The organism is Nocardia sp. NPDC056064 (genome assembly GCF_042266925.1).
Lineage (GTDB): Bacteria > Actinomycetota > Actinomycetes > Mycobacteriales > Mycobacteriaceae > Nocardia.
This window is the reverse complement of sequence record NZ_JBHJWO010000001.1, coordinates 1,768,897-1,791,438: the sequence shown is the minus strand read 5'-3', so window position 1 is coordinate 1,791,438 and position 22,542 is coordinate 1,768,897. Positions and strand designations below refer to the sequence as shown.

Genomic DNA, 22,542 nt, shown 5'->3' with positions numbered 1-22,542 from the left:
CCGCCACGCGGCGCGGATGCAGCGCCCGGGCTGGGCACCCGAACCCACCGTCGGTGAGATGCAGCTCGACGAGCGCTCCTCGCTACGCCGCGTGTCCGGGCTGTCCACCGAACTCACCGACATCACCGAGGTCGAATACCGGCAGCTGCGCCTCGAGCGTGTCGTGCTGGTCGGCGTGTGGACCACCGGCAGCTCCGCGCAGGCCGAGGCCAGCATGGTCGAACTGGCCGCGCTCGCCGAGACGGCGGGCTCGGAGGTGCTCGAGGGCCTGATCCAGCGCCGCGACAAGCCCGACCCGGCCACCTACATCGGTTCCGGCAAGGCCGAGGAACTGCGCACCGTGGTCCTCGAGACCGGCGCCGACACCGTGATCTGCGACGGTGAGCTGACCCCGGCCCAGCTCACCGCGCTGGAGAAGGTCGTCAAGGTCAAGGTCATCGACCGCACCGCGCTGATCCTCGACATCTTCGCCCAGCACGCCACCTCCCGCGAGGGCAAGGCCCAGGTCGCGCTCGCCCAGATGGAATACATGCTGCCCCGCCTGCGCGGCTGGGGTGAGTCGATGTCGCGGCAGGCCGGTGGCCGTGCCGGTTCCAACGGCGGTGTGGGTCTGCGTGGTCCCGGTGAGACCAAGATCGAGACCGACCGCCGCCGCATCCGCGAGCGGATGGCCAAGCTGCGCCGCGAGATCCGCGAGATGAAGACCGCCCGCGACACCATGCGCGCGCGCCGCAGTGCCAGCGGGGTGCCGTCGGTGGCCATCGTCGGCTACACCAACGCGGGCAAGTCCAGCCTGATGAACGCCCTGACCGGCGCGGGCCTGCTGGTGCAGGACGCGCTGTTCGCCACCCTCGATCCGACCACCCGCCGGGCCGCGCTCGACGACGGTCGCGAGATGGTGTTCACCGACACCGTCGGTTTCGTGCGCCACCTGCCGACCCAGCTGGTCGAGGCCTTCCGGTCGACGCTGGAAGAGGTCACCGGCGCCGATCTGCTGCTGCACGTCGTGGACGGGTCCGACCCGCTGCCGCTCGAGCAGATCAAGGCCGTGCGCGAGGTGATCACCGACGTGATCAAGGAGCAGGGCACCGCGGCGCCACCGGAACTGCTGGTGGTGAACAAGATCGACGCGGCCGACCCGAACGAGCTCACCCGGCTGCGCGGCATGCTCACCGACGCCGCGTTCGTCTCGGCGCACACCGGCGCCGGAATCGAGGAGTTGCGCGAACGACTTTCCGAGGTGCTCGGCGGTCTCGACGTCGACATCACGGTCCTGCTGCCCTACAGCCGCGGCGACCTGCTCGCCCGCATCCACGCCGACGGCCGTATCATCTCCTCCGACCACGAGGAAGGCGGAACGCGGGTGCGTGCCCGGGTGCCTCACGCCTTGGCGGCGGCACTGTCCGAATACGCCCATTCCGGGCCCGCCGAGCCGGTGCTCAGCTGATCTTTTTCGCTGATTAGCCGACCGTTTGCGGTCGAATGTCGATGCGACACGGCCTTTTTCGGAAGCTATGGTCGAGTATCGACAGCAGGAGGGTGTTATGTCGAACGACGATAAAGGGACAGGACGGGCCGAGCAGGGCGGCCCGATCCTCTCCGACGGGGCGCCGCTGGATCCGGCGCCGAGCGAATGGGAGATCCGGGCCTTCGAGGCGTTCTTCGCGCCGTTGCGGGCCTGGACGAGTCCGCGCTTCTTCGGCCTGGAGAACATCCCGGCCGAGGGACCGGTGCTGATCGTGGCCAACCACAATCTGCTCGGCGGCATCGACGCGCCGCTGCTCATGCCCGCGATCCTGCGCGAGCGCGGCCGGCTGGTGCGCGGCCTGGCCGAGCACGTGCTGATGCAGCCGGGCGTGCGCGAGATCCTGCACCGCTTCGGCGCGGTGCGCGGTACCCGCGCCAACTGCCTGACGCTGCTCGAACGCGGCGAGGCCGTGGTGGTGTTCCCGGGCGGTGGCCGCGAGGCGATCCGGCGCAAGGGCGAGAAGTACGCGCTCAAGTGGGAGGGCCGCACCGGTTTCGCGCGGATGGCCATCCAGGCGGGTGTGCCGATCGTGCCGCTGGCCATGATCGGCATCGACGACGCCTACGACATCGTCTTCGACGGCCAGCATCCGGCGATGCGCCCGCTGCGCTGGACCTGCGAACTGCTGGGCATCAACCCCGAACTGAACCCGCCGCTGGTCAAGGGCATCGGTCCGACCCCGATCCCGCGTCCCGAGCGGTTCTACTTCTCCGCCGGCGCCCCGATCGACCCGACGCCGTGGCTGGAGGCCGAGGATCTCGACAGCGCGGCCGCCGACCTGCGCGATGTCGTGCGCAAGGGCCTGGAAGAAGAGCTGCAGTTCCTGTTCACCGAGCGCGAGCGCGACAGCGGGCGCAGCCTGTTCGGCCGCCTGCGGGGTGCGCTGCCCTGGTGACGGTCACTGCCTGAGCGCGGCGGCGTGGAATGCCCGCGCCGCCCGCGGGGTTACCCGCTATACGGACTCGAGTCCGGATAGTGAGAGGTGACGGCGATGACGACAGCGCAGGTCCAGGTGATCCCGGGCGCGGACCGGTGGCACTGGCGCAACGAATGGCTCGTCTCGAAACAGTCGTTCCCGGCGACCGGCAATTTCGTGCTCGAGGACTACGCGCACGGTCTGTTGCTGGTGCACAACGAGGACACCGTCGACCCCGGCGAGGGCTTCGACACCCACCAGCACCGCGACACCGAGATCCTCACCTGGGTGCTGGAAGGCACTGTGGTGCATCAGGATTCGACCGGTCACTCCGGGGTGATCCATCCCGGGCTGGCACAGCGGATGAGCGCGGGTACCGGCATCCGCCACTCCGAGCGCAACGGCGCGGGCTACCGGGAGACCGAACGCCTGCACGTGGTGCAGATGTGGATTCCGCCCGACACCGCGGGCACCGCACCCGGCTACCAGGAACTCGACATCGAGGGCGACCTGGCCCGCAACACCCTGGTCCCGGTGGCCTCCGGCATGCCGCGCCATCGCGCCGACGCCGCGATCGGCATCGGCAACCGCCACGCCACCTTCCATGTCGCCCGGCTCGATCCGGGTCACACCATCGCCGTGCCGGACGCGCCGTACGGACACGTGTTCGTCGCACGCGGCGCCGTGGACTACGAGGACCACGGCCGGCTGGACCAGGGCGACGCGGTACGGCTGACCGCGACCGGCGGCCACCGCGTGACCGCCGTGACCGCCGCCGAACTGCTGCTCTGGGAGATGGACGCGAGCGTGCGCTAGATCTTGCGGATGACCGTGACGACCTTGCCGAGGATCTGCGCGTCGTTGCCGGGGATCGGCTCGAAATGCGGGTTGTGCGGCATCAGCCAGACATCCTTGCCGGTGCGCTTGAAGGTCTTCACGGTGGCTTCGCCGTCGATCATCGCCGCGACGATGTCGCCGCCCTCGGCCACGTTCTGCTGACGCACCACCACCCAGTCGCCGTCGCAGATGGCCGCGTCGACCATCGACTGCCCGACGACCTTGAGCAGGAACAGCGATCCGTCACCGACCAGCTCGCGCGGCAGCGGGAAGACCTCCTCCACGGCCTGCTCGGCCAGGATCGGACCGCCCGCCGCGATCCGGCCGAGTACCGGGACGAAGGTGGGGGTGGGGCGGCTCGCGGCGGCCTCGTCGGGCTGTTCGGCCGGCAGTGTGGTCACCGAACGGACCGCCTCGTCGAGCCCGCGGACATTCACCGCGCGCGGCCGGTTCGGGTCGCGGCGCAGGTAGCCCTTGCGTTCGAGCGCGCGCAGCTGATGGGCCACCGAGGAGGTGGAGGTGAGCCCCACCGCGTCGCCGATCTCGCGGATGCTGGGCGGATAGCCGCGTTCGGTCACCGAGGTACGGATGACCTCGAGGACCGTGCGCTGACGCACGGTGAGATCCGCGCCGGATCCCGATGTGACGGTGCCGGTAGCGCTTTCGTCACCCGTGTCGTCTGTGTGGGTCACCTGTCCCGCCCTTTCCCTGGTCGAATTCGCGCTTCCGAGGCTAGTCGGGCCACGCCGAACTATCAAACATCTGTTCGAGCATGTCGGGCGTTTCGTGCTGACATCGGCGCCGCCGCGTGGTAGAAATCGAACATCAGTTCGTCGCACACATGTTCGAACAACCGGAGGCGTCCTCGCCTCACCAGCGGTTTTCTTCAGCAGCGGAGCACACCACCCCGGAGGTTCTTCCGATGAGCACAGCGACCGGCGCCCTGCGTTCCTTCGATCCCGTTCCGGGCCGCGAGCCCGTCCTCCGGCGCCGCCGGACCGCCCGCGCGCCACGACCTTTCGCACTCGTGCGCGGTACCTCGCGCACCCGGCCCGAGCGTGTCGAGCCGCCGGTGGTGGAGGCCGCGCACGCCGTCGAGCGGGAGTCCGGTGGAGCCGGTCCGGTGCGGGAGGCTCGTTCGGTCCTGGTGCGCACCGCCGCACCCGCGCCGGTGCGGATCGAGTCGCCGCGCGAGCTCGTGCGCACCGAACGGCGCACCAGGATCTTCGATCTCACCGATGCCGAGCTGGATCTGGCCTTCGCGACCGTGCCGCGGTCGGAGCCGTTACCCGGGCCCGCGGGCCACCCGCGCCGGGTGGGTACGCGCGCGACGGCGCCGCGCGTCGACCGCGGGCCGCGCAGCGAACTGGCGCTCTACGGCCGAGGTTCGGTACCGGTCGCGCGCCCGGCGCGGGGCACGCATCCCTTACAACGGGTGGAGCGCGCGCAGCGCGGGTTCGCCGCGCTGGCCGTCACGGCCCTGGCGACCGCACTGATCGTCGTCGCGTTCCTCGGCCTGGCGCACCTGCGCGCGGGCGGTTTCGGTGAGCGGCTCGACGCGCCCGTCCCGGGGATCACACAGCCGGTGGACGTGCCGTCCAGGGGTCTTGTCCCGGGGCAGGGCTAGCGGCGACGGCGCTGCGTAGTAGAGGTTTTCCACCGTCGGCCGCACGAGTCGGCCAGTACTGTCCCAGACGAAAATCGTTCCAAAACTAGAACACGTTGCTACCGTGACGGGCATCCCGAACCGGGGCGCGGTCGCCTCGGCCGATATCGGATGCGAGGTCCTGTGCGCCGCTGTTCGATCGTCCTGTTGCTCGGTTTTCTGCTCGGCACTCTGCTCGCGCCCACCGCGCAGGCCCGCCCGGCGTACGCCGATTTCCTCGACCTGCCCGCCCTCAATGCCGAAGGTGAATTCGGGGGTGGACTGCATCCAGCCCTGCCACTGTCCCAGGAACCGCTGCGGGCCGCGCTCGACGAGGCCAGGGCCGCGGGGATCGCACCCGAGCGCTACGCGACCCTGCTGCACCAGTACTGGCTCGTCGTCGCCGCCGACCACGCCGGCATCGATCTGGCCGGGTGGGCGCCCTACCGCGGTGTCGCCGCGGGCACGGCCACCTTCACCCAGGTGTATGTGAACTACTTCCGCATCGCCGCCGCGCGTCCCGACTTCTACTGGGCGGGACTGGCAGGCATCGCGGGCGGCTCGTTCGCGTCGGGCTTCTTCGACGTCGGCGACATCGGCGGGGTGCTCTCGGTCGCCGGCATCCACGAGCTGGGCACGGCCGTCGCGGAGGTGCTGCGCGCGGTCCCACCCGAACTGCTCGCCGAGGTACCCGCCGACATCACCGGCCTGGCCCAGCGCGGCCCGCGCCTGACCACCGCGGACCTGGCCTGGTACCAGACCCGGCTGATGATCATGCAGAAGCACATCTTCCTCGACCTGGTGCCGATGCACGAGGCCTACCTCGCCGAGGGCATGGCGGGCATCGACGAGATGCGCGCCGCGGGCCTGCTCGACGACGGTATGCGCGCCGCGTGGGCCGGAATCGACGCCGGGACCACCGAGGGCCGCACCGACGCGCTGCTCCGGATGACCGACCGCGAACAGAACCACATCGTCGCCGACCAGTGGGACGCCACCGCGGCGGGCCGCGACGGCCTGGGCCGGGTGCTCACCTACGTCACCACCATCGCGGGCAAACCGGCCGTACCCGGCACCCGGGCGCCGGGGGTGTACGCGCCGGTCACGGTGGGGGCGCCGGGCACCACGCTGGCCCTGCGCATGCCGCTACCCGCCTTCGACTGGGCCGACCGGGCCGATCGCTGGGCCTACATCACCGCCGACCTGGTGCCCCGCCACCTCGACCTGGTCGCCGACGCGACCCGCGCCGGCGGGGTGTATCGCGAGCCGTTCACGGTCAAGCTCGATCGGGGCCGGATGATCGCCCGGTTACCGGAGATCATCGCGGACTTGACCACGCAGTGGCAGCTCGTGCAGTCCTGAGCGGTATTCTGTCAAGTGCCATGGAGTGCGCCTCGACGAAGGAACCCTCGGATGCATTGCCCGTACTGCCGACACCCTGACTCGCGCGTAGTCGATTCGCGGGAAGCCGAGGAGGGTACGGCCATCCGCCGTCGTCGATCCTGCCCGGCCTGTGCTCGCCGGTTCACCACCGTCGAGACCGCGATCCTGTCGGTGGTCAAGCGCAGTGGCGTCACCGAGCCGTTCAGCCGGGAGAAGGTGATCGTCGGTGTCCGGCGCGCCTGCCAGGGCCGCGAGGTCGACGACGACGCGCTGAACCTGCTGGCCCAGCAGGTCGAGGACGCGGTGCGCGCCAAGGGTTCTCCGGAGGTCCCCAGCCACGAGGTCGGCCTGGCCATCCTCGGCCCGCTACGCGATCTCGACGAGGTGGCCTACCTGCGGTTCGCCTCGGTGTACCGATCCTTCACCAGCGCCGCGGATTTCGAGCGGGAGATCACCGAGATGCGGGCCGCGCGCGCCGCGGCGGCCGTATCCGCCGACTGACCTCGCTCAGCGCCGGATCGCGCCGATCGCCTTCTCGATCCGCTTGGCCGACACCGGATACGGGGTGCCCAGCTTCTGCGCGAACAGGCTCACCCGCAGTTCCTCGATCATCCACCAGATCTCGGTGACGTCACGCGCGTGCTTCCGGTTCTCGGGCAGACTCCGCACCAGCTTGTCGTAGGCGGCCAGCATCCGGTCCACCTCGACCATGCCCTGCCGGTCGCGCACGGCCGAGCCCGGCAGCGATTCCAGGCGCTGGGCCGCCGCGAGCAGATAGCGCGGGAGTTCGCGCAACCGCGCCCGGCCCCACTCGGCCACGAAGCCGGGGAACAGCAGGTCGTCGAGCTGGTGGCGGACGTCCTCGGCGATATCGGTCTCGGTGGTCTCCGCCAGCGCCGCGCGCGCCCGGTGTGCCGCCGACAGTACCGGCGCGACCGTTCTGATCAGGCTGCCGACGGCCCCGGCCAGCTGCGGCCGTACGGTGGCCACGAGCTGGTCGAACTGCTCGGGGCTGCGCACGGGCCCGCCCGCTTTCGCGATCAGTTCGTCGGCGGCGGCGACCCGGCAGTCCTGCACGAGCTCGTCCAGGGAGCCGTCGGGATTCTGGCTCAGTGCCAGCCGGTCGGCCGCAGGCAAGCCCGAGGTCACTGCGCGGGTCGAGGTGGGAATCGCGGCCAGCAGCAGTGTGCGCACACCCGCGCGCATGGCCGCGGCCTGTTCGCCGGGCGAGCTCAGCACGCGCACCGCGACGCCCTCGCCTTCGGGCACCAGGGCCGGATAGCCGGTGACCGTCTGCCCGGCCACCTCGCGGCGCACCGTCTCGGCCACCGAGCCCAGCGACTCCGAGGTCCACACCGTGGCGGGTGCGCGCTCGGCTCCCGCGGTGGCCCGGGCGACCGAGGCCGAAACCTGCTCGGCCAGGCGCGATTTCAGCTGCGCGAGATTCTTGCTCTTGGCGAGTACCCGGCCGTCGCGGTCGACCGCGGCGAAGGTCATCCGCAGATGATCGGGCAGCGCGGTGGGGGACAGATCCTCGGCGGTGATGGTCACCGAACCCAGCCGCGACAGCTCCCGGGACAGACCGGTGCGCAGCGGCTCGGCGCGCGGGGTCAGCCCGCGCAGGGCCGCCGTGGCGAAGTCCGGTGCGGGCACGACGGCGCGGCGCAGGGGCTTGGGCAGGGTCTTGATGAAGGCGGCGGCCAGCTCCTCGCGCAGCCCGGGTACCAGCCAGTCGAAGCCGACGGCGCGCACGTGGGCGAGCTGTTCGACCGGGATGCGTACGGTCACGCCGTCGTCGTCCCGGCCGGGTTCGAACTGGTAGGTCAGCGGGAAACTGAGTTCGCCCTGCCGCCAGGCGTCGGGGAAGTCGGTCGGGTCCAGCGCGGCGGCACCGGCATTGGTGACGGTCTCGGCCGAGAAGTCCAGCAGCGTGGGGTCCTCGCGTTCGGCCTTGCGCCACCAGCTGTCGAAGTGGCGCACCGAGACGATGTCGGCGGGCACGCGCTGGTCGTAGAACTCGAAGAGCACCTCGTCGTCGACGAGGATGTCGCGGCGGCGGGCGCGGTGTTCGAGATCGGCCACGTCGTCGATCAGCGCGCGGTTGCGGGCGAAGAACCCGTGCCGGGTCTGCCATTCGCCCTGGACCAAGGCGTGGCGCAGGAACAGCTCGCGCGAGAGTTCGGGGTCGATGCGCCCGAAGTCGACGGGACGGCCGGTCACCAGCGGCACACCGTAGAGTGTGGCCCGCTCGTAGGCGCGCGCGGCGCCACGCTTGGACGACCAATGTGGTTCGGAGTAGGTGCGTTTCACCAGCTCCCCGGCGAGCCGCTCGGCCCACTCCGGTTCCACCTTGGCGGTGATGCGGCCCCACAGCCGCGAGGTCTCCACGAGTTCGGCGGCCATCACCCAGCGCGGGGGCTTCTTGGCCAGCGAGGAGCCGGGGAAGATCATGAACTTGGCATTGCGCGCGCCGAGGAATTCCCGCGACTCGGCCTCGCGGACACCGATGTGCGAGAGCATGCCCGCCAGCAGCGCCTGATGGATCTGCGCGGCGGGCCACGGCATCGCCGCTTCGGCGTCCTCGCTCACCTGACCGGCCTTCGGGGCCTTCGTGTCCTGGCCACGCGCAGCCCGATCGCCGCCGCGCCGCCGATCGCCTCGGCCTTTCGCGCCGGCTTGTGCGCGCCCGGGGGCCGCGGTGCCCGCCTCGTTCCAGCCGAGCCCGCGGGTGATGGTGCGCAGCTGGCCGTGCAGGTCCTGCCATTCGCGGATGCGCAGGTAGTGCAGGAACTCGTCGCGGCACATGCGGCGGAACTGGTTGGACGACAACGACTTGCGTTGTTCGGTGAGGTAGTCCCACAGGCGCAGGTAGGTCAGGAAGTCCGAGCCGTCGACGGTGAAGCGGGCGTGCTGGGTGTCGGCGGCCTGCTGGTGTTCGACCGGTCGCTCCCGCACGTCCTGGATGGACAGCGCGGCCACGATCACCAGCACCTCGTCCAGGCAGCCGTTGCGGTGCGCCTCCACCAGCATCCGGGCCATGCGCGGGTCCACCGGCAGCTGGGCCATCTCGCGTCCGATGGGGGTGAGCGTGAGATGCCCACCCGAATGCGCTTCGCCGTCCACGGCTTTCGCGCTGCCGTGCGCCAGCGCGCCGAGCTCCTCGAGCAGGGCGATGCCGTCGCGGATGGCCCGGCGATCCGGTGCCTCCACGAACGGGAAGCTCTCGATGTCGCCCAGACCCAGCGCCGTCATCTGCAGGATGACCGCGGCCAGATTGGTGCGCAGGATCTCCGGTTCGGTGAACGCGGGCCGCGACTCGAAATCGTCCTCGGCGTAGAGCCGGATGGCGATACCGTCGGCCACGCGGCCACAGCGCCCCGACCGCTGCCGGGCCGAGGCCTGCGAGATCGGTTCGATCGGCAGCCGCTGCACCTTGGTGCGCATCGAATACCGGGAGATGCGGGCGGTGCCGGGGTCGACCACATAGCGGATGCCCGGCACGGTCAGCGAGGTCTCGGCGACATTGGTGGCCAGCACCACCCGGCGGCCGGTGTGCGGAGTGAACACTTTGTGCTGTTCGGCGGCCGAGAGCCGCGCGTAGAGCGGAACCACCTCGGTGCGCGGCAGCCGCCGGTCCCGCAGCGCGTCGGCGGTGTCGCGGATCTCGCGTTCGCCGGACAGGAACACCAGCACATCGCCGTCGCCCTCGGCGAACAGTTCGGTGACCGCGTCGGCGATGGCGTCGGTGGGGTCGCGGTCCACGACGCGGGTGTCCTCGTCGTCCTCGTCGGACCCGGGCAGTTCCAGCGACAGCGGCCGATAGCGCAGCTCCACCGGATAGGACCGGCCCGACACCTCGACGATCGGCGCCGGTGTTCCCTCGGCGTCGGCGAAATGCCGGGCGAACAGCTCCGGGTCGATGGTCGCCGAGGTGATGATCACCTTGAGGTCGGGTCGCTTGGGCAGCAGTTGCTTCAGGTAGCCGAGCAGGAAGTCGATATTGAGGCTGCGCTCGTGTGCCTCGTCGATGATGATCGTGTCGTAGCGGCGCAGCATGCGGTCGCGCTGGATCTCGGCGAGCAGGATGCCGTCGGTCATGAGCTTGACCAGCGTGCGGTCGGAGGCCTGATCGGTGAAGCGGACCGTGTAGCCGACCACATCGCCCAGCTCGGTGCCGAGCTCCTCGGCGATGCGCTCGGCGACGGTGCGTGCGGCCAGGCGGCGTGGCTGGGTGTGGCCGATGGTGCCGCGGATGCCACGGCCCAGTTCCAGGCAGATCTTCGGGATCTGGGTGGTCTTGCCCGAGCCCGTCTCGCCGGCGACGATCACCACCTGGTGCGCGGCGACGGCGGCGGCGATGTCGTCGCGGCGCGCGGAGACCGGCAGTTGCTCGGGGTAGGTGATCGGCGGAAGCGCCGCGCGGCGGTTGGCCACGCGGGTCACGGCGGCGGCGATCTCGGCCTCGAGGGCGGGTAGGTCGTCGGGGCGCGCACGGTCGAGCTTGCGCTGGAGCCGGTGTTCGTCGCGCAGCGAGACCTCCGCCAGGCGGGTGCGCAGCGCGCGGGTACCGGTGCTAGCTGTCCTGGTCATTGCATCTGTCAGCCTAGCGAAGCCCGCCAGCGGTTTTCCGTCGCGTCGCCCGCGGGGCGGTCCGGCGAGACCAACGACACACCACGGCGCACGCCCGCGATCGTCGGTGTGCCGCGACGCGCAGGGCGAGGTGGCCGTCGCGGCTGTACGCGCGTGCGACGATCCCGGTATGAGCGCAGCGGCGGGCACGGCGTGGTGGATCAGGGCGTACCGGATCGGGTTCGCGGTGCTCGGCCTGGTGGCGCTGTTGTGGATCCCGCTGCGGAATATGGACTCCGCGACGTTCTCGCTCACCAACTACCTGAGCTACTTCACCATCGAATCGAACATCCTCGCGGTGGTGGTGCTGGCCGTCGGTGGCGTCCTCGCCCCGCGGGGACCGCGCTGGCAGATCTTCCGTGGCGCGGTGACGCTCTACATGCTGATCACGATGGTCGTCTACGCGGTGCTGCTGGCCAAGGTCGACGTCATGCTGAACGACCGCTGGATCAACGACGTGCTGCACCGCGTCCTGCCCCTGGTGCTGCTGCTGGACTGGCTGCTGGTCGCCATGCCGCGGCGGCTGCGCGCGGACCCGGAGCTGATCGCCTGGTGGCTGGCGTTCCCCCTGGTCTACGGCATCTACACGCTGATCCGCGGCCCGATCGTGGACTGGTATCCCTACCCGTTCATCGACCCCCGCGGCCAGGGGTACGTCTCGCTGGTGATCGGCCTGGTGGTGCTCACCGTGGTGTTCGCGGTACTCGCGGTAGCCATGGCGTCGCTGGGGGATCTGCCCGCGCGGTGGCGTGATCGCCGGTCCGCGGACTGAGACGCCGCGCGGGTCCGCGCGCGCCCCGGCCCGGGTTCGGGTAAGTGTGGAGTCATGAATGCGCTCTGGCATGGATTCGCCGATATGGGTGCCGTCGACCGCGACGGCGCGTTCGTCGTCGCCCGGGGTGACGGCGCCTACGTCTACGACACCGCGGGCACCCGCTATCTCGACGCCACCGCGGGACTGTGGTTCGCCAACGTCGGGCACGGCCGCGCCGAGATCGCCGACGCGGTCGCCGCGCAGTTGCGCACCATCGCCCACTACTCCAACTTCGGTGACCTCACCGAGCCGCCGGTCCAGGAACTGGCCGAGAGACTGGCCACCATCGCCCCGGTGCCCGGCAGCAAGATCTTCTTCACCTCCGGCGGCTCGGACTCCATCGAGACCGCCGCCAAGCTGGCCCGCCGCTACTGGTTCGAGCAGGGCCGCACCGACAAGACGATCCTGGTCGGGCGCAGGCTGGCCTACCACGGCATGCACTACGCGAGCACCGCGCTCGGTGGCCTGGCACCCAACCTGGAGGGCTACGGCACCCTGGTCGCCGACACCCGCACCGTCGAATGGGACGACGCCAAGGCGCTGCTGGCCCTGATCGAGGAGATCGGCGCCGAGCAGATCGCCGCGTTCTTCTGCGAGCCGATCATCGGCGCGGGCGGGGTGTACCTGCCGCCGCGGGGCTACCTCGCCGAGGTCCGCCAGATCTGCCGCGATCACGACATCCTCTTCGTCGCCGACGAGGTCGTCACCGGCTTCGGCCGCATCGGCGGCTCCTGGTTCGCCTCCACCCGCTTCGATCTGCAGCCCGATCTGATGACGACCGCCAAGGGCCTCACCTCCGGGTACGTGCCCATGGGCGCGGTGTTCGTCGCCCCGCACCTGGCCGAACCGTTCTTCGGCGGCGGCGTCTGGTTCCGGCACGGCTACACCTACGGCGGCCACGCCGGTGCCGCCGCGGCCGCCCTGGCCAACCTCGCCATCATCGAACGCGAGGGCCTGATCGAGGAGGCCGCCCGCCTCGAACAGACCCTGCACACCGCCCTGGCACCGCTGGCCGAGCACCCCCGTGTCCGGGAGGTCCGCAGCGGTCTCGGCGCGGTGGCCGCGGTCCAGCTCGCCGACCCCGCCGAGGCGCCCGGGTTCGTCAAAGCCCTGCGCGCCGAGGGCATCTCCGGTCGCGCCGCCGGCGGTGGCGCCCTGCAGATCTCCCCGTCGTTCGTCATGACCGACGCCCAGGTCGCCGACCTGGCCGCCGGTTTCGCCCGCGCCCTGGGCTGACCCCCACGACCGGCCCCACGGATCGCGACACCACGATCCGTGGGGCCGGTCGCCCTCGTCACGCCGCCGAGCGGAACGGGTCAGCCGAGCTCGAGGGTGAAGAACCGGCTGTTCGGGTCGAGGACGTACTCCGCGAACGGTCCGCACTCGGCGAACCCGTGGCGCCGGTACAGCCGCCGCGCGGGCGCGAAGAACGCGCTCGACCCCGTCTCCAGACTCACGCGCCGGTAGCCGCGCTGCCGTCCCGTCGCGACGAGATGGGCCAGGATCGCCGCCCCCACCCCGCGACCGGTGTGCCCGGCGGCGGTCCGCATGGACTTGATCTCGCCGTGCGCCGCGGCGAGTTCGCGCAGCGCGCCGCAGCCGACCAGGTTCGTACCCGACCACGCGCTCCACACCGTCACCGCCGGATCGCGCAGACCGGTCAGGTCGAGCGCGTGCATGCTGCAGGCGGGGGAGTTGTCCGCCATCTGGGCGCGGTGACGGGTCAGCAGGTCGGTGATCTCGGGGCCGGTCAGGTCGTCGATGGTGATGCGCCAGTGCGTGGTGGCGGGGTCGCTCATGTGTTCATGGTGCCCGTCCGACGGCGTTGTCGCAGGTGGGGATCGGTCGGAAACGGTAGTGGGGGCGTGCGGTCGGTGCGAGCATGGTGGGGCGGGTGTCGACTCGAAGGTGGTGGGGTGTGGCCGAATTCGTGCAGGACAGCGGGATGGTGCGGTGGTGGGTGGTCGCCGCGTTCGTCGTCGCGGGGGTGATCGTGGTCGGGCGGTTGACCCGCCCGCGTGCCGGTCAGCGGGTGGACGCCGCCGCCGACGGGGCGCATCTGCTGATGTGCCTGGTGATGCTGACCATGTTGATCTTCCCGGTGGCCAGTGATCCGCACGCCATGCGCGGCATCCTGATCGCGCTGACGGTGACCTTCGCGATGTTGTTCGGGGAGCGGCTGTTCCGGTGGCGCACCGGCGCGCTGCCCGGCACCGAGGACCTGTTCGCGCTCGGCTACCACACCGTCGCGGCCGCGGCCATGCTCTACGCGATGAGCGGGCACGGCGCCGGACACGGGGCGGGTGCCCCCCTGTGGCCCGCGCTCGGGCTGGCCGCGCTGTTCGTCCTCGACGCGCTGCTGGTGCTCGGCACCGCCGGTCACCGGCCACGGCTGCTGCGCTGGCTACATCCCCCCGGCGGCCACCGGCTGACCTCGGCGCTGGTGCCGCATCTGGTGATGGATTTCGGCACCGCGTTCATGCTGATCGCCGCGATCGGCCGGTGAATACCGATCCACAACCGCTCGGGCTGCGAATTGCCGTTGTGCGGACAGGAATTCGACGATGAATGGACAGCGTGGTCCCGAAAAGGCGCGGCGTGGGGTACCGGCGGCCGCCCCGGAAATCCTGTCCGGTGCCGAGGATCGTGAGGCGGTGCGCGAGCTCTACCGCACCACCGGCGCGGCGGCGTTCGGGCTGGCCCTGCGCGTGCTGCATCGCCGCGGGCTGGCCGAAGAGGTTGTCCGCGAGGGGTTCCGGCGCGTGCGCGCGACGCCGTGGATCACCGCCGAGGACGACGAATTACCCGACGAGCCTGCCGAACCCGCGGGCCCGCCGGTCCCCGACCTCGGAACACCCTGGGGCCGTTCGGCCTTCGTCGCCACCCGCCCCGACACCCATGATCTGGACCGCCCCACCTACGATCTCGCCTTCGGCAGCGGCGTCGTCTACGGCCGCGACGGTGACGAGCTGCCCGACCACACCGGCGCGGACCTGGCCCCGCCCCGCCCCGAACCCGTCGTGTTCGGTCCCGAACAGACCTGGCTGCTGGCCCAGGTACACCGCCTGGCCGTGCAGCGGCTGCGCCTGGACCGCAACGACGGCGAGGACATGCCGTGGCTGGCGGTCTCGGCCCGCCTCGGTTTCGACGACCCGCTCGACAGTCACTGCGAGGTGTTCGTCCTGGCCTACTACGGTGGCCGCACCTATCGCGCGATCGGGCGTGAACTCGGCCTGCGCGTACCCATGGTCACCCGGCTGCTGGCCGAGGGCGTCGAGCGGCTGGCCGAACAGCGACTGGCGCGCTGCGCAACCCGGCCGCCCTGGTGCCCGCCCGGTTCGGTGCTGACACTGGCCGACGCCTACGCCCTCGACGCCGTCGCCGAACTCGAGCACCACCACATCGAGAACAAACTCGCCGCGACCGCCCCGCACAGCCTGTCGATGTTCGCCGAGCGGGTCCGGGCCGTGCACGACGTACTCGCCCGGCTCGCCGACGACGACCAGCGCCCGCCCCCACGCCAGCTCGAGGCGAAGATCCTGGCCGACGTGGGCGCCCCCACCCCGCGGCGCGGCCACTGGAGCGCCCGGCCCCCGTGGCTACGCCGCTTCGGCAACCCGCCCGGCGGCTAGAGCACCATCACATGGTCTTCGGAGACCCGCCCGCCCAACCGGACCCAGCCGTCGGAGTCCCAGGCGGTGTAGAGCTGCGAACCCAGTCCCTGGGTGAGCACCAGCCCGCGCCGCAACCGCGCGGTGAGCGCGACGGCCGCGGCGCCGGTGGCCTCGTCCTCGGCGATGCCCATGGCGGGGGCGAACATTCGTGAGCGGATGGCGCCGCGGGGCTCGTCGGTCCACACCCAGTAGTAGTGCTGTCCGGTGGTGATGTCGCCGGGACGCAGCAGGGCCAGTTCGTCGAGCGAATCCAGTTGGTGGAAGGTGAATTCCGGTGTCCACTCGGCGCGGGCGGTGACCCAGGTGATGCCTTCGTTGCGGGTCACCGCGACGGGACCGGCGGGTACCTGCAGGGTGTGCACCGCCAGGCCCTGCTCGGCGAGCCACCACGCGGTGCCGACGGTGGGATGCCCGGCGAAGGGCAATTCCGTGGTGGGAGTGAAGATCCGGACGAGGGCGACCCCGTCGACCGGGTCCTCGTAGACGGTGGTCTCGCTGTAGCCCAGACGCGCGGCCAGCTCCTGCTTGTCGAGGGCGACGACGTCGCCGGCCCTGGCGATGCCCAGCGCGTTGCCCAGATGACCGGCGGGATCGGTGAACACTCGGACGACCTCGACCTGGATGTCCGGGGCATCGGGCACATCATGTGCGTTCATGCGGGCGAGCCTACCGGCGCGTCCGCGGTCCTCCGGCCAACCACGACGCGGTCGTGTCCCGAGGAAAGGACCGGGGCCCACCAGCGCATACGCGCCGATGGGCCCCGGTTCCACGGTGGCTCAGACCGCGGCGCCCGCCAGCGCCTCGGTCGAGGCCACGGCCTGGCCCACACCGGCCACGATGGCCGCCGCGCGCAGCGACTCGAAGATCACCTCGCGCGAGACACCGGCCTCACGCAGGGTCTTCTCGTGCGCCTCGAGGCAGTGCGCGCAGCCGTTGATCGAGGACACCGCGAACGACCACAGCTCGAAATCGGCCTTGTCCACGCCCGGGTTGCCGATGATGTTCATCCGCAGACCCGCGCGCAGATCGTCGTAGCGGCCGTCCAGGAACGCCTTGCCGCGGTAGAACACGTTGTTCATGCCCATGATCGAGGCGGCGCCGAGGGCGGCCTCGTAAGCCTCCGCCGACAGCGTGTCGGCGGCTTCCTCGGCGATCTCGCGCAGCGTGGTGGCCGAGCGGGTGGCGGCGGCCGAGGCCAGCAGGGTGCCCCACAGCTGCTGCTCGGACAGCACCGTGGTGCGCGCGAGCGAGGACAGGTTGAGCTTGAGGTCCTTGGCGTACTCGGGAAGGGAGTTCTTCAGGTTCTCGATGCTCATGACAGTGGGGCTCCTCTGGGGTGAATCGGTGGGGAAAGGGTGGATCAGACGCTGGCGGAGAGCAGTTCGCCCGCGTCGATGGTCGGATCGCCCTTCTTCCAGTTGCAGGCGCACAGCTCGTCGGACTGCAGGGCGTCGAGCACGCGCAGCACCTCGTCGACGTTGCGGCCGACCGAACCGGCGGTCACGGAGACGAACTGGACCTCGTTGTTCGGGTCGACGATGAAGGTCGCGCGGTCGGCGACACCGTCGGCGTTGAGCACACCGGTGGCGGTGGCCAGCTCACGCTTGAGGTCGGACAGGATCGGGAAGGGGAGGGTCTTGAGATCCTCGTGCTGGGCACGCCACTGGAAGTGCACGAACTCGTTGTCGACCGAGGCGCCGAGGACCTGCGCGTCACGGTCGGCGAACTCCTCGTTCAGCTTGCCGAACGCGGCGATCTCGGTGGGGCACACGAAGGTGAAGTCCTTGGGCCAGAAGAACACGATGCGCCACTTGCCCGCGTGGTCGTCGCTGGTGATCTGGGTGAAGTAGTCGTCGGGCTGCTGCGCGTCGACCTTCGACAGGTCACCTCCGATGACGGCCTTGAGGTTGTATGCCGGGAACTGGTCGCCGATGGTCAGCAGAGCCATGCTCATCTCCTCATTCGTGGTGTGGTTGGGGCCAGCGTACTAAAAGGTAAAGCCGATTGCTTGTCGTACACTGATAGGCGTGACTGATCAGACTTATCAGCCAACCCTGTCGCAGCTGCGTGCGTTCGTGGCCGTCGCCGAATACCGGCATTTCGGCACCGCCGCAGCGCGTTTGACTGTGAGCCAACCCACGTTATCGCAGGCCCTGGCATCACTGGAAAACGGGCTGGGACTGCAGCTGATCGAGCGCAGCACCCGCCGGGTGCTGGTCACCGCCGCGGGCATGCGGCTGCTCCCGCAGGCGCGCGCGACCCTGGAGGCGGCCGACCGGTTCGTCGCCTCGGCCGCCGGCGACGGGCTCGGCGGTGTGCTGCGGATGGGCATCATCCCGACGGTCGCGCCGTACGTGCTGCCGGAGCTGTTACCCGAGCTGCGTCGCAAACTGCCCACCCTGGTGCCGCAGGTGGTGGAGGACCAGACCGCGCGTCTGCTCGACGGCCTGCGCACCGGCGTGCTCGACGTGGCGCTGCTCGCGCTGCCCACCGAAGCGCCCGGGCTGGTGGAGATCCCGCTCTACACCGAGGAGTTCGTCCTGGTGACCCCGCGCGGGCACGAACTGGCCGGGCGCACCGACCTGGCCGCCCCGGTGCTGGCCGAGATGCCACTGCTGCTGCTCGACGAAGGCCACTGCCTGCGCGACCAGACCCTGGAACTGTGCCGCAGCGCCGAGGTGCACCCCGGCGCGGTCGGTGACACCCGCGCCGCCTCGCTGACCACGGTGGTGCAGTGTGTCGCAGGTGGACTCGGAGTAACACTCATTCCCGAGATGGCCGTGGCCGCCGAGACCGCGCGCGGCACCCTCGAGGTCGCCCGGTTCGCCGCGCCCGCTCCCGGCCGCACGATCGGGCTGGCCTTCCGTGCCTCCTCGGCCCGCGCCGACGACTACGAGTATCTGGCCGCGGTGATCCGGTCCAAGCGGCCGTTCTGAACTGATCTCATCTGTTCGAACGACGCGCCCGCCGTTCATCGGTGCTGTTCTGGATGAGGTGACGAACCCGCCACCTCAGTTCTAAGGAATGGCAATGATCAACAACAAGATTCGCTCCACCATCGCGGTGTTTGCTTGTGCGCCGTTGATCGCTCTCGGTGCCGGCGTAGCCGGTGCAGCACCCGCGGCGGACCCTGCCCCCGTCCCCGTCGCACCGGTGCCCGTGGAAGTGCAGCCCGTCGTGCTGTCGCCGTTCATCACGATCCCCGGTGCACTGCTGACCTGTGTTCCGATTCTCGTGACCCTGCCCATTCTGTACCCGGTGTGCGTGGTCTGACCCGCGCATGATCGAGCCCAGGAATGACCGAGGCACTCCCGCACTCCGGTGCGAGAGTGCCCCGATTGTGTCGGTGCGGCGATGGTGGATCCTCGCCGCCGCGCTCGTCCTGGCGTGGGCGAGCTTCGGGACCGCGAACGCGCAGGCCCCGGTAGCACTCGGCGGTGGATCGGGCATCGTCTTCGACGACGGCTCGGTGTGCACACTCACCACCATCGGCTACGACGGCGCGGGCCAGCTGGTGGGTTTCACCGCCGGGCACTGCGCGGCGGCCGGTGCCGGTGTCGCGGCCGAGGCGGACCAGCAAGCCGGCACCGTGGGCAGTGTGTCGTTCGTCAACGACCAGCTGGACTACGCGCTGATCAGCTTCGACGCGGGCCGGGTGAACCCGGTGAACCACGTCGGCTCCACCACGATCACCGGGGTCGGGCTGCCTGCCGAGTTCCCGGCGGTCGCCTGCAAGGAGGGCCGGACCACCGGGCAGACCTGCGGCCTGGTCTACGGTGACGTCTTCGGCGGCGCGACCTGGACGCTGAGCCAGATCTGCGTGATCGTGGGTGACTCCGGCGGGCCGGTCGTGGTCGGTTCGACACTGGTGGCCATCGTCAACGGCTACATCGCGGTGCCCTGCCTGGGCCCGCAGGTCGGCGCCAATTTCACCCGCATCCTCGACGACGTGGCCTACCGTGGCGGACCCGGCGTCGGATTCCATCCCATCTGAGGGGGAGGGCTGCTACTGCGCGGAGATCGCGCTGGTCAGCAGGAGCCGGACCAGCTCGGCCTGCCGGTGGGTTCTGGTCTTGGCGAAGATGTGCTGCAGGTGGGTGCGCGCGGTGAACAGCGAGACCGACAGCTGATCGGCGACCGCCGGGAGGCCGTCGCCGCGCAGCACACCCATCGCGACCATCGTCTCGGCATCGGTGAGTCCGTACAGATCGTGCAGCGCGGTCGGCTCCGGTTCCGGATCGTGTTCCGGGTCCACCACCAGCAGCAGCACCGCGCGCTGCCACGGACCGTCCTCGCGCACCCCTTCGAGTGGGGTGACCCGCACGATCAGCGGTCGGCCGCCGGAGGCGCGCGGCAGGGCGATGTTGCCACTGCTGCGCTCGGGTCCGGCCGCCTGGCGGATCAGCTCGCACAGCGAGGCCGGTGCCGCCGCCGCGGTCGCGCGCAGTCTGCCGCTCGTGTCGACGGTGAGCCCGTCGGCCTGCTGGGTGATCTCCTCGGCCATCGCGTTGGCGAAGACCAGCGCCGAGTCGGCGGTGACGATCATGATCCCGTATTTCGCCTTCTCCAGCGTGGCCAGGGCGAAGTCGCGGTCCCGGGACAGTTCCACCAGCCGTGAGTGGGTGTGCAGCGCCCCGCGCAGGTGCGGGACCAGCACACCGAGCAGCGTGCGCGCGGCCGATTCGCCGGTGAGCGCGCGGGCGTCGGGCATGGCCAGGCAGATCCAGGACGGGGGGAGTTCCTCGGTGAGCCGGGCGACGAAACAGTCGCTCAGCCCGGCCGGTTTGAGCGGTTCGGCCGGGAGCAGGCCGCGCTCCCGGGGCGCGAACAGGTCGTCGCCGGTGACGGTGGCCCCGATCGGCAGCGTGTGGACCCGCCCGGCGAGCGCGCCGAGCTGGGTGGTGCCGTAGCCGGTCCCCGCGGTGATCACCGAGACCTCGCCGGTGGCGGGCTCGGTGAGGACGAGCTGGGTGTGCACCGCGCCGAAGGTGTCGGTGATCTCGTGGACCACCGCCTCCCAGCGGTCCGGGTCGTCGCCCGCGGTGTAGATCGCCGCGATCAATGTCGAGAAACGTTGTAGCGCAATCGCCATGGTGGCCCTTCCTCGGCGTCTGTCTCCGAGTTGCTCCAACCCCCGAATCCTAGTCGATCTTCGCCGACCGCGAAATCCTCTCCGGGCAGCTGGGCTGCTATTTTGAACATCGTTCAATTCTGTTGTGAAGGATGTCTGCGGTGCCCGAAGTCGACAATGCCCCCAAGTCAGCGGCCGGATTCGCCGCCAGGGATCTGGCCCAGATCGCGGTGTTCGCGGGGCTGATCGCCGCCCTCGGCCTGCCCGGCGCGATCACCGTGGGCTTCAGCGGGGTGCCCATCACCCTGCAGACCCTCGGCGTGATCCTCACCGGCGCGGTACTGGGCGCGCGCAAGGGCACCGCCGCGGTGCTCGTGTTCATCGCGCTGACCATGATCGGCCTGCCGCTGCTGTCCGGTGGCCGCACCGGCCTGACCGCGCTGGCCTCGCCGACGGCGGGCTATCTGCTCGGCTGGATCCCCGCCACGCTGGTGATCGGTCTGCTCACCGCCGCGATCCTGCCGAAGTACCCGCTCGTGCTCGGTCTGCTGGTCAACGCGCTGGGCGGCATCGTGATCATCTACCTGTGCGGCACGATCGGGCTGCTGATCCGCACCGATCTGGGCGTGTGGGCGGCGGTGTCGACCAACTTCGCGTTCGTGCCGGGCGACCTGGCCAAGGTCGTGATCGCCACCGTGGTGGCCAAGGGCGTGCACCGTGCCTATCCGGGACTGATCCGTGGCTGAGCGGGTCGCGTGAGCGAGATCGTCGTCGCCGGGGTCGGGCACCGCTTCGGCGAGCGGACCGTGCTGCGCGGGATCGACCTGCGGATCACCGAACGCCGGGTCGGCCTGATCGGGGCCAACGGCTCGGGCAAGTCGACGCTGGCCCGGATGTTCAACGGCCTGCTGGCGCCGGCCACGGGCACGGTCACCGTCGACGGGATCGATGCCGCGCGCAAGGGCGCCCAGGTGCGGCGCAAGGTCGGTTTCGTCTTCACCGATCCCGACACCCAGATCGTGATGCCGACCGTCGGCGAGGACCTGGCCTTCTCGCTGCGGCGCAGCGGCCTGACCAAGGCCGAGATCGCCGAGCGGGTGGCCCGGATGCTCGACCGTTTCGGCCTGGCCGGGCACGCCGATCACCCCGCCCACCTGCTCTCCGGCGGTCAGAAGCAGCTGCTGGCCATCGGCTCGGCGCTGATCCGCGAGCCCGAGGTGCTCGTCGCCGACGAGCCGACCACCCTGCTGGACCTGCGCAATGCCCGGCGGGTGTCGGCGGCGCTGAACTCGCTGGATCAGCAGGTGATCGTGGTGACCCATCAGCTCGCGCTGCTCGACGGCTTCGATCGCGTCATCGTGCTCGACGACGGCGCGGTCGCCTTCGACGGCACCCCCGCCGACGCGGTGGACGCCTACCGCCTGCTCGTCGCATGATCGGGCTCTACCAGCCCGGTGACTCGCCGCTGCACCGGCTGCCCGCCGGGGTGAAACTGTTGGGGCTGGTCCTGGGGATCGTCGCCATGACGGTGTTCGTGCGCGATCTGCCCGGCGTCGCGGCGGTCGTGCTCGCGGTGGCCGGTCTGTTCGCGCTCGCGCGGATCTCCTGGCGGGTGGCGCTGGCCCAGTTGCGGCCGGTGCTGTGGATGACGGTGATCATCGGGGTGTTCCAGCTGCTCACCACCTCACCCACCCGCGCCGTGGTGGTGTGCGCGGTGCTGCTCGTCTCGGTCGCGCTCGCGGCCCTGGTCACCGTGACGACCCGGGTCACCGACCTGCTCGACGCGCTCATCCGGGCCCTGCGCCCGCTGCGCCGAATCGGGGTCGACCCGGAGCGGACCGCGCTGCTGCTGGCCCTGGCCATCCGCTGCGTGCCGCTGCTGGCCCAGATCGTGCACGAGGTCGCCGAGGCCCGGCGCGCCCGCGGAGTCGGCTGGTCGGCGACGGCCCTGCTCACCCCGGTCCTGGTGCGGGCGCTGCGGACCGCCGACGCGATGGGTGAGGCGCTGGCCGCGCGCGGCGTCGACGACTGACGGCGCGGTGCGT

The 22,542-nt window shown here is 70.7% G+C and carries 23 protein-coding genes; 16 read left to right on the top strand and 7 right to left on the bottom strand.

What is annotated here, in order from left to right; translation table 11 throughout:
- The first annotated feature begins 16 nt into the window (after positions 1–16).
- The 3 genes from hflX (at position 17) to ACFC06_RS08255 (ending at position 3,260) form a co-directional block, all read left to right on the top strand.
- Complete coding sequence (gene hflX, locus ACFC06_RS08265) at positions 17–1,447, top strand: GTPase HflX (RefSeq protein WP_375935299.1); 1,431 nt, start codon at positions 17–19, stop codon at positions 1,445–1,447.
- A gap of 97 nt (positions 1,448–1,544) precedes the next feature.
- Complete coding sequence (locus ACFC06_RS08260) at positions 1,545–2,423, top strand: lysophospholipid acyltransferase family protein (RefSeq protein ID WP_375929103.1); 879 nt, start codon at positions 1,545–1,547, stop codon at positions 2,421–2,423.
- A 96-nt stretch (positions 2,424–2,519) separates the two neighbouring features.
- Positions 2,520–3,260, top strand: a complete 741-nt coding sequence (locus ACFC06_RS08255; RefSeq protein WP_375929102.1) for a pirin family protein — start codon at positions 2,520–2,522, stop codon at positions 3,258–3,260.
- Here ACFC06_RS08255 and lexA read toward each other — a convergent pair.
- A complete protein-coding gene (gene lexA, locus ACFC06_RS08250; protein WP_375929101.1) occupies positions 3,257–3,973 on the bottom strand; it encodes a transcriptional repressor LexA in 717 nt (238 codons plus the stop codon). The genes ACFC06_RS08255 and lexA overlap by 4 nt on opposite strands.
- Positions 3,974–4,203: 230 nt before the next feature.
- Here lexA and ACFC06_RS08245 point away from each other — a divergent pair, with 230 nt between their 5' ends.
- The 3 genes from ACFC06_RS08245 (at position 4,204) to nrdR (ending at position 6,810) form a co-directional block, all read left to right on the top strand.
- Positions 4,204–4,908 carry a hypothetical protein gene (locus ACFC06_RS08245; protein WP_375929100.1) on the top strand — a complete coding sequence of 235 codons (705 nt, stop codon included), beginning with the start codon at positions 4,204–4,206 and terminating at the stop codon, positions 4,906–4,908.
- A gap of 186 nt (positions 4,909–5,094) precedes the next feature.
- Positions 5,095–6,288, top strand: coding sequence for a hypothetical protein (locus ACFC06_RS08240; RefSeq protein WP_375929099.1), 1,194 nt, complete (start codon positions 5,095–5,097; stop codon positions 6,286–6,288).
- Positions 6,289–6,339: 51 nt separating this feature from the next.
- The gene (nrdR, locus tag ACFC06_RS08235; RefSeq protein WP_375929098.1) at positions 6,340–6,810 is read left to right on the top strand and encodes a transcriptional regulator NrdR; all 471 of its coding nucleotides are present in this window, start codon (positions 6,340–6,342) and stop codon (positions 6,808–6,810) included.
- A 6-nt stretch (positions 6,811–6,816) separates the two neighbouring features.
- Here nrdR and hrpA read toward each other — a convergent pair whose 3' ends face one another.
- Complete coding sequence (gene hrpA, locus ACFC06_RS08230; protein WP_375929097.1) at positions 6,817–10,899, bottom strand: ATP-dependent RNA helicase HrpA; 4,083 nt, start codon at positions 10,897–10,899, stop codon at positions 6,817–6,819.
- Positions 10,900–11,068: 169 nt separating this feature from the next.
- Between hrpA and ACFC06_RS08225 the strand changes: the two genes are divergently transcribed.
- Complete coding sequence (locus ACFC06_RS08225) at positions 11,069–11,710, top strand: Pr6Pr family membrane protein (protein ID WP_375929096.1); 642 nt, start codon at positions 11,069–11,071, stop codon at positions 11,708–11,710.
- A 54-nt stretch (positions 11,711–11,764) separates the two neighbouring features.
- Positions 11,765–12,988, top strand: a complete 1,224-nt coding sequence (locus ACFC06_RS08220; RefSeq protein ID WP_375929095.1) for an aspartate aminotransferase family protein — start codon at positions 11,765–11,767, stop codon at positions 12,986–12,988.
- Positions 12,989–13,068: 80 nt separating this feature from the next.
- On the opposite strand, the gene ACFC06_RS08215 is transcribed toward ACFC06_RS08220, so the two are convergent.
- On the bottom strand, positions 13,069–13,551 hold the full coding sequence (locus tag ACFC06_RS08215) for a GNAT family N-acetyltransferase (protein WP_375929094.1): 483 nt from the start codon (positions 13,549–13,551) through the stop codon (positions 13,069–13,071).
- Between the two features lie 119 nt (positions 13,552–13,670).
- On the opposite strand from ACFC06_RS08215, the gene ACFC06_RS08210 reads away from it, so the two are divergent.
- Positions 13,671–14,258, top strand: a complete 588-nt coding sequence (locus ACFC06_RS08210; protein WP_375929093.1) for a DUF5134 domain-containing protein — start codon at positions 13,671–13,673, stop codon at positions 14,256–14,258.
- Between the two features lie 58 nt (positions 14,259–14,316).
- Positions 14,317–15,384, top strand: coding sequence for a hypothetical protein (locus ACFC06_RS08205; protein WP_375929092.1), 1,068 nt, complete (start codon positions 14,317–14,319; stop codon positions 15,382–15,384).
- Here ACFC06_RS08205 and ACFC06_RS08200 read toward each other — a convergent pair.
- The 3 genes from ACFC06_RS08200 to ACFC06_RS08190 form a co-directional block, all read right to left on the bottom strand.
- Positions 15,381–16,082 (bottom strand): PhzF family phenazine biosynthesis protein, encoded by a 702-nt coding sequence (locus ACFC06_RS08200; RefSeq protein WP_375929091.1) that lies wholly within the window; start codon positions 16,080–16,082, stop codon positions 15,381–15,383. The genes ACFC06_RS08205 and ACFC06_RS08200 overlap by 4 nt on opposite strands.
- A 120-nt stretch (positions 16,083–16,202) precedes the next feature.
- Positions 16,203–16,742: a carboxymuconolactone decarboxylase family protein gene (locus tag ACFC06_RS08195; protein ID WP_375929090.1), complete on the bottom strand. Its 540-nt coding sequence runs from the start codon at positions 16,740–16,742 to the stop codon at positions 16,203–16,205.
- A gap of 44 nt (positions 16,743–16,786) precedes the next feature.
- The gene (locus ACFC06_RS08190) at positions 16,787–17,374 is read right to left on the bottom strand and encodes a peroxiredoxin (protein ID WP_375929089.1); all 588 of its coding nucleotides are present in this window, start codon (positions 17,372–17,374) and stop codon (positions 16,787–16,789) included.
- Between the two features lie 79 nt (positions 17,375–17,453).
- Here ACFC06_RS08190 and ACFC06_RS08185 point away from each other — a divergent pair, with 79 nt between their 5' ends.
- The 3 genes from ACFC06_RS08185 to ACFC06_RS08175 all read left to right on the top strand — a co-directional run bounded on the left by ACFC06_RS08185 (position 17,454) and on the right by ACFC06_RS08175 (position 19,420).
- Positions 17,454–18,362 (top strand): hydrogen peroxide-inducible genes activator, encoded by a 909-nt coding sequence (locus ACFC06_RS08185; protein WP_375929087.1) that lies wholly within the window; start codon positions 17,454–17,456, stop codon positions 18,360–18,362.
- A 94-nt stretch (positions 18,363–18,456) separates the two neighbouring features.
- A complete protein-coding gene (locus ACFC06_RS08180; protein WP_278264009.1) occupies positions 18,457–18,699 on the top strand; it encodes a hypothetical protein in 243 nt (80 codons plus the stop codon).
- Positions 18,700–18,772: 73 nt separating this feature from the next.
- On the top strand, positions 18,773–19,420 hold the full coding sequence (locus tag ACFC06_RS08175) for a serine protease (RefSeq protein ID WP_375929085.1): 648 nt from the start codon (positions 18,773–18,775) through the stop codon (positions 19,418–19,420).
- Positions 19,421–19,432: 12 nt separating this feature from the next.
- Here the strand turns inward: ACFC06_RS08175 and ACFC06_RS08170 are convergent, their stop codons facing one another.
- A complete protein-coding gene (locus ACFC06_RS08170; protein WP_375929083.1) occupies positions 19,433–20,518 on the bottom strand; it encodes a helix-turn-helix transcriptional regulator in 1,086 nt (361 codons plus the stop codon).
- Between the two features lie 131 nt (positions 20,519–20,649).
- Here ACFC06_RS08170 and ACFC06_RS08165 point away from each other — a divergent pair, with 131 nt between their 5' ends.
- The 3 genes from ACFC06_RS08165 to ACFC06_RS08155 are packed head-to-tail and all read left to right on the top strand — an operon-like array spanning position 20,650 to position 22,529.
- Positions 20,650–21,243 (top strand): biotin transporter BioY, encoded by a 594-nt coding sequence (locus ACFC06_RS08165; RefSeq protein WP_375929081.1) that lies wholly within the window; start codon positions 20,650–20,652, stop codon positions 21,241–21,243.
- Between the two features lie 9 nt (positions 21,244–21,252).
- The gene (locus ACFC06_RS08160; RefSeq protein ID WP_375929079.1) at positions 21,253–21,933 is read left to right on the top strand and encodes an energy-coupling factor ABC transporter ATP-binding protein; all 681 of its coding nucleotides are present in this window, start codon (positions 21,253–21,255) and stop codon (positions 21,931–21,933) included.
- Entirely contained in the window at positions 21,930–22,529 is a 600-nt protein-coding gene (locus ACFC06_RS08155; RefSeq protein WP_375929077.1) for an energy-coupling factor transporter transmembrane component T family protein, read from the top strand. Before ACFC06_RS08160 ends, ACFC06_RS08155 begins: the two co-directional genes overlap by 4 nt.
- Positions 22,530–22,542: the final 13 nt, after the last annotated feature.